The organism is Flavobacterium sp. (assembly GCF_044368625.1).
Lineage (GTDB): Bacteria > Bacteroidota > Bacteroidia > Flavobacteriales > Flavobacteriaceae > Flavobacterium.
The window spans coordinates 1-9,536 of sequence record NZ_JBIPPD010000125.1 but is presented as its reverse complement, the minus strand read 5'-3'; the positions used below and the strand labels follow the sequence as shown (position 1 = coordinate 9,536).

General features: G+C 35.9%; 8 protein-coding genes. All 8 read left to right on the top strand.

Going from position 1 to position 9,536, the window contains the following annotated elements; all coding sequences use genetic code 11:
* Positions 1-124 precede the first annotated feature (124 nt).
* The 8 genes from ACIQ2X_RS10270 (at position 125) to ACIQ2X_RS10235 (ending at position 8,638) form a co-directional block, all read left to right on the top strand.
* Positions 125-1,174: a 2Fe-2S iron-sulfur cluster-binding protein gene (locus ACIQ2X_RS10270; RefSeq protein ID WP_396178838.1), complete on the top strand. Its 1,050-nt coding sequence runs from the start codon at positions 125-127 to the stop codon at positions 1,172-1,174.
* A 5-nt stretch (positions 1,175-1,179) separates the two neighbouring features.
* On the top strand, positions 1,180-2,214 hold the full coding sequence (gene nuoH / locus ACIQ2X_RS10265) for an NADH-quinone oxidoreductase subunit NuoH (protein ID WP_396178837.1): 1,035 nt from the start codon (positions 1,180-1,182) through the stop codon (positions 2,212-2,214).
* 314 nt (positions 2,215-2,528) lie between these two features.
* The gene (locus ACIQ2X_RS10260; RefSeq protein ID WP_396178836.1) at positions 2,529-3,074 is read left to right on the top strand and encodes a NuoI/complex I 23 kDa subunit family protein; all 546 of its coding nucleotides are present in this window, start codon (positions 2,529-2,531) and stop codon (positions 3,072-3,074) included.
* Positions 3,074-3,595: an NADH-quinone oxidoreductase subunit J gene (locus ACIQ2X_RS10255; RefSeq protein WP_396178835.1), complete on the top strand. Its 522-nt coding sequence runs from the start codon at positions 3,074-3,076 to the stop codon at positions 3,593-3,595. Before ACIQ2X_RS10260 ends, ACIQ2X_RS10255 begins: the two co-directional genes overlap by 1 nt.
* A 2-nt stretch (positions 3,596-3,597) precedes the next feature.
* Complete coding sequence (nuoK, locus tag ACIQ2X_RS10250) at positions 3,598-3,918, top strand: NADH-quinone oxidoreductase subunit NuoK (protein WP_396178834.1); 321 nt, start codon at positions 3,598-3,600, stop codon at positions 3,916-3,918.
* A 6-nt stretch (positions 3,919-3,924) separates the two neighbouring features.
* Positions 3,925-5,805, top strand: coding sequence for an NADH-quinone oxidoreductase subunit L (gene nuoL / locus ACIQ2X_RS10245; RefSeq protein ID WP_396178833.1), 1,881 nt, complete (start codon positions 3,925-3,927; stop codon positions 5,803-5,805).
* A 13-nt stretch (positions 5,806-5,818) separates the two neighbouring features.
* Positions 5,819-7,255: a NuoM family protein gene (locus ACIQ2X_RS10240; protein WP_396178839.1), complete on the top strand. Its 1,437-nt coding sequence runs from the start codon at positions 5,819-5,821 to the stop codon at positions 7,253-7,255.
* A gap of 15 nt (positions 7,256-7,270) precedes the next feature.
* Positions 7,271-8,638 (top strand): NADH-quinone oxidoreductase subunit N, encoded by a 1,368-nt coding sequence (locus ACIQ2X_RS10235; protein ID WP_396178832.1) that lies wholly within the window; start codon positions 7,271-7,273, stop codon positions 8,636-8,638.
* Positions 8,639-9,536: the final 898 nt, after the last annotated feature.

The window sequence follows — 9,536 nt, the reverse complement described above, 5'->3', positions numbered from 1 at the left end:
TTTTGTTTTTGGAAGTTTTCAAACAGACGAAAATCATATTTCAAAATTAAAAAAGCAATTAGAATATTTAATAGACAAGAAATATCAATTTAATATTGAAGAATTTCAAAATTTATAAGCAATAATGAAAGTAACAATTGACGGTCAAAGTATAGAAGTAGCACCAGGAACAACAATCCTTCAAGCTGCTCGAATGATTGGTGGAGAATCTGTTCCGCCAGCCATGTGCTATTATTCGAAACTAAAAGGAAGCGGTGGAAAATGCCGTTGTTGTTTAGTGGAAGTGGCTAAAGGTAGCGAAGCTGACCCAAGACCGATGCCAAAATTAATGGCTTCTTGTGTAACAGGTTGTCAAGATGGAATGGAAATCAACAGTACAGCTTCTGAGCGTGTTCAAGACGCGAGAAAATCGGTAACTGAATTTCTTTTGATCAATCACCCATTGGATTGTCCAGTTTGTGACCAAGCGGGTGAATGTGATTTACAGAATTTGAGTTTCAAACACGGAAAATCACAAACGCGATACATCGAAGAAAAAAGAACTTTCGAACCGGAAGATATTGGCCCAAATATTCAATTGCACATGAACCGTTGTATTTTGTGCTACCGTTGTGTGATGGTTGCCGATCAATTGACAGACAACAGAGTTCACGGCGTTATGGACAGAGGCGATCATTCGAATATTTCGACGTGTATTTCTAAAGCCATAACCAATGAATTTTCTGGAAACATGATTGATGTATGTCCTGTAGGAGCATTGACCGACAAGACGTTCCGATTCAAATCAAGAGTTTGGTTCAACAAGCCATTTGATGCACATCGAGAATGTACCACTCCAGGATGTTGTGGAAAAACTACAGTTTGGATGTTTGGAAATGAAATTCAGAGAGTAACCGGTCGAAAAGACGTGTATCACGAAGTAGATCAATTCATTTGCAACACCTGTCGATTTGACAAGAAAGAGGTATCGGATTGGGTAATTGAAGGACCGCGCAAATTTGAAAAATTCTCTGTAATCAATCAAAATAATTATACGCGTGAATTAGAAACCGTAATTATCGAAACAGAAGAAGGTATATTGAAAGGTCGTGAACAAGATCGAAAGAAAATCAGCATGCCTGAAATTCCGTTGACAGGAAAAGAAAAAGAAGTATTTAAAGAAGGTAATATTTAATCAAAATGGATAGTACACTTATCATAGAAAAAGGAATTTTTATTACCATCATTTTTGCAATTACAATGTTGATGGCAATGTATTCTACTTTGGCAGAACGTAAAGTTGCCGCTTGGTTGCAAGACCGAGTAGGCCCGAATAGGGCTGGAAAAGGTGGACTTTTACAACCACTTGCCGATGGATTAAAATTATTTTCGAAAGAAGAATTTTTACCCGATACACCAAATAAGTTTCTGTTTGTTGTAGGACCAGCGGTTTCAATGAGTGTGGCCTTAATGACCAGTGCCGTCATTCCGTGGGGTGATAAATTAAATATGTTTGGCCGAGACATTGTTTTGCAAGCAACCGACATTGATGTGGCTTTGCTTTATGTTTTCGGTGTTTTGTCCGTTGGCGTTTACGGAATTATGATTGGTGGATGGGCTTCCAACAACAAATTTTCATTAATGAGTGCGATGCGTGCTGCTTCCCAAATGATTTCTTACGAAGTAGCTATGGGACTTTCTATCATCGCATTGATCATGATGACAGGGACTTTAAGCTTACGCGAAATTGCCGCTCAGCAGGAGGGAATGAATTGGAATATTTTTTACCAACCTGTCGGATTTATTATCTTTTTGATTTGTTCATTTGCCGAAACCAACCGTACACCTTTTGATTTAGCGGAATGTGAAGCCGAATTAATTGGAGGTTACCATACTGAATATTCGTCGATGCGAATGGGATTCTATTTATTTGCCGAATATGCAGCAATGTTTATTTCCTCTACGATTTTGGCGGTTTTGTACTTGGGTGCTTACAATTATCCAGGAATGACATGGGCTGTGGAAAATTGGGGTGTTAATATTGCGAATGTTCTCGGAATAATTGTTTTATTTGCAAAAATTTGTTTTTTCATCTTTTTCTTTATGTGGATTCGATGGACAATACCAAGATTTAGATACGATCAATTGATGCGATTGGGATGGAAATCTTTAATTCCACTTGCGATTGCAAACATTATAGTAACGGGAATTGTGATTTTATTGTTTGATAAATAAAGCCTCTCCCCGCCTTCAGATAAAAATTGGGACAAGCTCTCCGAACGTAGAGAGCTAGGTTTGGATAAGTGAAATAAAGTTTCTGTTGTCTGGTCGTAAATTGCGACATAGTAAAAAAAGTTTAAGTTGCCTAACGGGCTCCTCAAGACCAAAAGATCAAAGAAGGCGAAAAGATTGTTTAATAGCCCCGATTGTAGTGAAAATCCTTTACTTTTTTTTTTCAGAAAAGTAAAGATTGAAGCGGAAAGCGGGAATAGGGATTGCAAATACAAAACAGCGATTCGCTCCTAATAAAAAAATAAAATAAATACGATATGTCTATACAAACGATGTCACTCTCGGGAAGCAAAAAAGAGGTTTCGAACAAAAAGATGACTTTTTGGGAGAGCTTGTATCTTGTGGCGATTGTGAAAGGTTTATTTATTACCATCAGCCACTTATTTAAGAGAAAAGTTACCATTAAATATCCAGAACAAGTGCGTTCTCGAAGTGATGTGTATCGTGGTCAACACATGTTGATGCGCGATGATGAGGGAAGAGAGCGTTGTACGGCTTGTGGATTATGTGCTTTATCTTGTCCTGCAGAAGCGATCACAATGAAAGCCGAGGAACGAAAAGCGGATGAAAAACATTTGTACCGTGAAGAAAAATATGCATCGATTTATGAGATCAATATGTTGCGATGTATTTTCTGCGGATTATGCGAAGAAGCGTGCCCAAAAGAAGCCATTTATCTAACGACCTCAAAAGTGCTCGTGGATGCCAATTACGAAAGAGAGAATTTCATTTATGGCAAAGACAAGTTGGTTATGCCTCTTGAAGCTGCAATTGCAAATGGTAAATTAAAAAACGCAAACTAATGTCGACAGTACTTATTATTTTTTACATTCTAGCAGCGGTAACACTAGCCACTGCTTTTATGACGATTTTTAGCAGAAATCCGATTCATAGTGCCATTTACTTGGTGATTTGTTTTTTCTCAATTGCGGGTCATTATTTGCTTTTTAATGCACAGTTTTTGGCTTTGGTACATATCATTGTATACTCTGGAGCAATTATGATTTTGTTGCTTTTTACGTTGATGTTGATGAATTTAAATAAAGAAGACGAGGTACACAAACCGAGAATAACCCGTTTGGGAGCTGTTTTATCGGTATTGATTACGTGCGGCATTTTACTCTCTATTTTTATACAAACCAAACCCATCATGGGCGATTATGATACTACGGGAGAAGATTACCAATCGATTAAAGTTTTGGGTCAGGTTTTATTGGATCAAGATAATGGCTTTATGGTTCCGTTTGAATTTGTATCAATACTATTACTTGTGGCAATGATTGGTGCCGTTTTATTGTCTAAAAAAGAAAATTCAGCTAAATAATTATGGATAATGTTTTAAACCACATTGGTATTGAAAATTATATTTTTCTTTCGGTAATCCTTTTTTGTATCGGAGTATTTGGAGTATTGTATAGACGAAATGCCATCATCGTTTTTATGTCAATAGAAATTATGTTGAATGCCGTGAACTTGTTGTTTGTTGCTTTTTCGACCTATCATCAAGATGCACAAGGACAGGTTTTCGTGTTCTTTTCAATGGCAGTTGCAGCTGCTGAAGTTGCAGTAGGATTAGCAATTTTAGTAGCTATTTTCCGAAATCTAGGTTCGATTGATGTCGCTAATTTAAAAAACTTAAAAGGATAATTTTCAATGGATACTACTTTAGCTTTAGTTTTAATATTAGCACCACTTTTAGGTTTTTTACTCAACATTTTCTTAGGAAAACAATTGGGAAAAAACTTTACCGGAATCATTGGAACTTTAACCGTATTGGTTTCCTTTGCGGTAACTTTGTTATTCTTTTTACAAATTAACGAAACCAATCAACCGATAGAAGTACAATTATTCGATTGGATTGCGATAAGTAATTTTAATGTTGAATTTGGATTTTTATTAGACCATCTTTCTTTATTGTGGTTGATGTTTGTAACAGGAATTGGCGCTTTAATCCACCTCTACTCGATTAGTTACATGCACGATGATGAAAATATGCATAAGTTTTTTGCTTATTTGAACTTGTTTGTATTTTTCATGATATCATTGGTTATTGGAAGTAACTTACTCATCATGTTTATTGGTTGGGAAGGCGTTGGATTGTGTTCCTACTTGTTAATTGGATTCTGGTACAAAAACCAAGAGTTCAATGATGCTGCAAAAAAAGCATTTATCATGAACCGTATTGGAGATTTGGGTTTATTGGTTGGGATTTTTATCGTAGGTTTTGTTTTCAATACAATCAATTTCGCCGAACTAAAATCTCTTTTCCTAGCCGGAGGTTTAGAAGAAAAAACAACAATGATATCAATAGCTGCCGTAGCTTTGTTTATTGGAGCGGCAGGTAAATCAGCTCAAATCCCATTATACACTTGGTTGCCTGATGCGATGGCGGGACCTACTCCAGTTTCCGCGTTAATTCACGCGGCAACGATGGTAACCGCTGGTATCTTCATGATTACGCGTTTACATTTCTTGTTTGATTTGGCTCCTCTTGTTCAAAATGCAATTGCTATTATCGGAGCGATTACTTCCTTAGTTGCTGCAACAATCGCATTGGTTCAAACGGATATTAAAAAAGTTTTGGCCTACTCTACCGTTTCTCAATTGGGATTGATGTTTTTGGCTTTGGGACTTGGCGCTTATGAAATTGCCGTTTTCCACGTAATTACACATGCATTTTTTAAAGCTTGTTTGTTCTTAGGATCTGGATCTGTGATTCATGCCTTACACGAACAAGACATGCGAAAAATGGGTGGTTTACGAAAAGTAATGCCCATCACTTTTATCACAATGTTACTCTCAAGTTTGGCCATTTCAGGAATTTTTCCTCTAGCAGGATTTTGGTCAAAAGACGAAATTTTAATGACCGCATTTCATGAAAGTCCTATTTTATGGGTAATTGGATCTTTGGCTTCTATTTTCACAGCTTTCTATATGTTCAGATTGATGTTCCTAACGTTTTTCAATGATTTTAGAGGAACAAAACATCAAAAAAGTCATATACATGAAAGCCCTGCTTTAATTACTTTCCCTCTGATCGTTTTAGCAATTTTAGCCACCATAGGAGGATTGATAAGTTTGCCAGGTAACAGTTGGTTGAATCATTACTTGATGCCATTTTTCGCAAAAGAAGGCCATACAGCTCATGCCTTGGGGCAAACTGAATACTTGTTAATGGGTATTGCTACAATTGGTGCTTTGGTCGGCATTGGTGTTGCTTATGCAAAATACATCAAACAAAACCAAGTTCCAGGTGAGGATGCTACTTTTACTGGAATGAGTAAGGTACTTTACAACAAATATTATGTGGACGAAATATATGATGCTATTTTTGTAAAACCTATCAATGTTTTATCTAACTTCTTTAGGGATTATATCGAAACAGGTTTGTCTGCCTTCGTATTTGGTTTTGGAAAAGCAGCCAATGAATTGAGTTTTCAAGGTAAAAAATTACACAGTGGAAGTGTTGGTTTCTACTTATTTGTATTTGTAATAGGGTTTTGTGCAATCATCTCCTACTTATTTATAGTTTAATAATTTTCAAATGATGGATATATCTTTCTTATTAATTATACTTTTAGTTGGCGCATTTGCAACTTTTTTAGCAGGAGATAAATTGGCTTCGAAAGTCGCTTTTTTGTTTGGCTTGATTTCTTTGGGCTTTACTCTATACATGTTAAGCCTTTTCAATACGGGACAAAACATCGATTTTTCAATAGCTTGGATTACTAAACCTGTCGTTTCTTTTTCATTAAAAGCCGACGGATTGGCATTAGCCATGCTATTATTAAACGGAATCCTTACACCTATTATTATTCTTTCCTCTTTTGGAAATGAATTTAAAAATGCTAAAAACTTTTATGCCTTACTGTTATTTATGTCATTTGCAATGGCGGGGACATTCTTGGCATCTGATGGACTTTTATATTATATTTTCTGGGAATTGGCTTTGATTCCAATTTACTTTATCGCTTTGATTTGGGGTAATGGAGATGCAGAAGAACGCAAAAAAGCAGTAGTGAAATTCTTTATTTACACCCTTGCAGGATCACTATTTATGCTAACAGCTTTTATCTATCTTTACGGAAAAGCTGGAAGTTTCCAACTCGAAGCACTATATAATTTAGAACTTTCAACAACAGAACAATTGTGGATTTTCTTAGCCTTCTTTTTGGCATATGCAATTAAAATTCCACTGGTTCCTTTTCACACTTGGCAAGCTTCAGTGTACCAAAAAGCACCAACCGTGGGCACTATGTTATTGTCAGGAATTATGTTAAAAATGGGATTGTACAGCGTAATTCGTTGGCAATTACCTATTGCTCCATTGGCAGCGAAAGAATACATGAACATCTTTATCGGCTTAGGAATAGCAGGTGTTATTTATGGCTCTATTGTGGCTTTACGCCAAAGAGATATCAAAAAATTATTGGCCTATTCATCGTTGGCTCACGTAGGATTAATTGCTGCTGGAACGTATGCGTTAAACATCGACGGACTTCGCGGAGCAGTTTTGCAAATGATGGCACACGGATTTGTAGTGGTAGGACTATTTTTTGCGGCTGAAATTATTTTCCGAAGATTTGAAACCAGAACAATATCAGAAATGGGTGGCATCCGTGCCCAGGCCCCAGTCTTTGCATCAATGTTCATGATATTGGTGTTTGCCTCTGTATCACTTCCTTCTACATTCAATTTTATCGGAGAATTCACCGTATTGTATGCTTTGTTCCAAATTGATATTTGGTTTTCTATACTCGGTGGATTGACTATTATTTTAGGAGCCTACTACATGTTGAAATTGTACCAACACTCGATGTTAGGTGAAACAAATACAAAAAAATTTAAAGATGTAACTTTAAGTGAAGGATTGGTAATGGTAAGCATTATTGGTGTAATCATGTTTTTCGGATTGTATCCGAAACCATTGACTGATTTAATCACGCCTTCTTTAGAAACAATTTTATTACAAATAAATCAATAACCCTCAAATTCAACAATGAACACATTAATAGCTATTACAGGATTAGGGGTTTTATGCCTGATATTTGAAATTTTCAATTTAAGAAAAGGAATTATTCCCGTAACCATTATTGGTTTATTGGGTACTTTGGGTTTAACAATTTCGGAATACGGAACTGAAGCCAGTTATTATAATAATATGATTGTAACCAACGATTTTTCGGTTACTTTTTCAAGTCTTTTTATCGTATTGACTATTTTTATTGTGGCCATGAGTCATAATTTTTATAGCAATCACGCAACTAAAATATCTGATTTCATATCCATCAAAGTATTTATTTTGTCAGGAGCAATTGCGATGATTTCGTTCGGAAATTTAGCGATGTATTTCTTAGGACTAGAAATTTTATCAATTGGTTTGTACGTCATGTGTGCGAGTGAAAGATTGAGTTTGCGAAGCAACGAAGCCGGTATGAAATATTTCTTGATGGGTGCTTTTGCTTCTGGAATCATTTTATTCGGAATCTGTTTGGTTTACGGAGCTATGGGAAGCTTTGACGTAGCCGAAATTGCTTCTCTGTCTCGTTCAGCTGAGTTGCCTGCTTGGTTTTTTATTGGAGTAGTCATGATAACCATTGGGATGTTGTTTAAAGTTGCCGCAGTTCCCTTCCATTTTTGGGCACCAGACGTTTACGAAGGTGCTCCAGCTTTAACAACAGCAACAATGAGTACATTGGTCAAAGTTGTAGCAATGGCAACACTTTATAAATTATTGGTTGTTTTAAATGCCGAGATGACTTATGCTTTTCAAATCGTAATTGTAGTACTTTCAATTGCTTCAATGACTGTTGGAAACATTATGGCCTTGCGCCAAAACAACGTAAAACGAATGTTGGCTTTCTCGGGAATTTCCCATGCTGGTTTTATGTTGATGACGTTGTTAACCTTGAGTACATCAGCGGGAACTTTATTGTACTATGCTTCGGCTTATGCTTTTTCTGGAATTGCTGCTTTTGCGGTAATCTTATATGTTTGCCGTAATAACGAAAACGAAGACATTGTCAACTTTCACGGTTTGGGCAAAACCAATCCACTTTTGGCGGCCGTTTTAACTGGATCGTTATTATCGATGGGTGGAATTCCAATATTTGCAGGATTTTTTGGAAAATTATTCTTGTTCAACCAAACCATTGAAGCAGGTTACTTGTACCTTGTAATCATTGCGGTAATCAACTCCGTTATTAGTATTGGCTATTATTTCAAACTAATTTTAGCAATGTATGGCAAAGAACCAAACGAAGAGCGAATTGCAACACCCATTTTATATTATGGAGTGGCAGTTATCGCCATTGTTTTGAACATTGTAATTGGTTTTTTCCCGTCATTAGTGATGGATTTATTATAAAATTAGAATAATATACCAGATAAGCCATTCGAAAGAGTGGCTTTTTTTATAACAAAAATCTCTAAGAAGTGGCCAATTAAGGAGCGACCCGAACGAAGTGAACTGGCGAAGCACTAGCTTAGGCTTTCGTAATTGCCGTATTCTCACTTTCCACAACATCTTGCTGACAAAAAAAAGACTGCTTGCTACAATCGCACTTCATAGAATGTTTTGTTGAAGTACTTTTGGATTATAAATTGGATTGATGCGAAAAAAAAATACAAATGGAATAACTTGAATATTGAGGTTTAAAAATTTATCTAAACTTCAATTTTATATTTCGAATAGCAATTGAAAATAGGCATTCTCAACTAAAAAATAATACTGATAACGGTCACAGAGATTTCGAAAATCTATAACTTTAAAAAATTATCTCTTTTAGTTTTTGGCATCCAGTACCAGAAGACATTTAGATTAAAATCAATTTTGAATTGCCTTATTGACTCCCCATAGCTAACGACAAAAAAATTGTTAGCCTTTTTAAAGAAAAAAGCCACTCTTTCAAGTGACTTTTACAATTATACATTTTAACGATTTTCAACCAACAGCTTATGGTAATTTTTCGATCTCTAACACAATATCAGAAAATTTGCCATGCAAAGTAGCTGATGATGTAGAAACAAATCGGTCCTTCTTTACTTGTATCGAAATTATATCTCCTTCTACCAAGTTCAGCTGTATGTAATTTGTTTTTGTAGAACTTGCATTAGCCGCATTGGGAAGGTGAAAATACGTATTTAGTTTATCTGTAAGTTCAAGTTATAAGTGCAACAGATAAATTAAAAACACTTGGAGTTTTCCTCCAAGTGTTTAAGGTCAAAAGCCTAAATTTGTCTTGCATGAAAAAATATAAACAATT

Excerpts from the sequence above, each read along its gene's own strand:
- ACIQ2X_RS10270 (WP_396178838.1), top strand. The coding sequence starts at position 125 with ATGAAAGTAACAATTGACGGTCAAAGTATAGAAGTAGCACCAGGAACA.
- ACIQ2X_RS10235 (WP_396178832.1), top strand. The coding sequence starts at position 7,271 with ATGAACACATTAATAGCTATTACAGGATTAGGGGTTTTATGCCTGATA.
- nuoL (WP_396178833.1), top strand. The coding sequence starts at position 3,925 with ATGGATACTACTTTAGCTTTAGTTTTAATATTAGCACCACTTTTAGGT.
- ACIQ2X_RS10240 (WP_396178839.1), top strand. The coding sequence starts at position 5,819 with ATGGATATATCTTTCTTATTAATTATACTTTTAGTTGGCGCATTTGCA.
- ACIQ2X_RS10255 (WP_396178835.1), top strand. The coding sequence starts at position 3,074 with ATGTCGACAGTACTTATTATTTTTTACATTCTAGCAGCGGTAACACTA.
- ACIQ2X_RS10260 (WP_396178836.1), top strand. The coding sequence starts at position 2,529 with ATGTCTATACAAACGATGTCACTCTCGGGAAGCAAAAAAGAGGTTTCG.
- nuoH (WP_396178837.1), top strand. The coding sequence starts at position 1,180 with ATGGATAGTACACTTATCATAGAAAAAGGAATTTTTATTACCATCATT.
- nuoK (WP_396178834.1), top strand. The coding sequence starts at position 3,598 with ATGGATAATGTTTTAAACCACATTGGTATTGAAAATTATATTTTTCTT.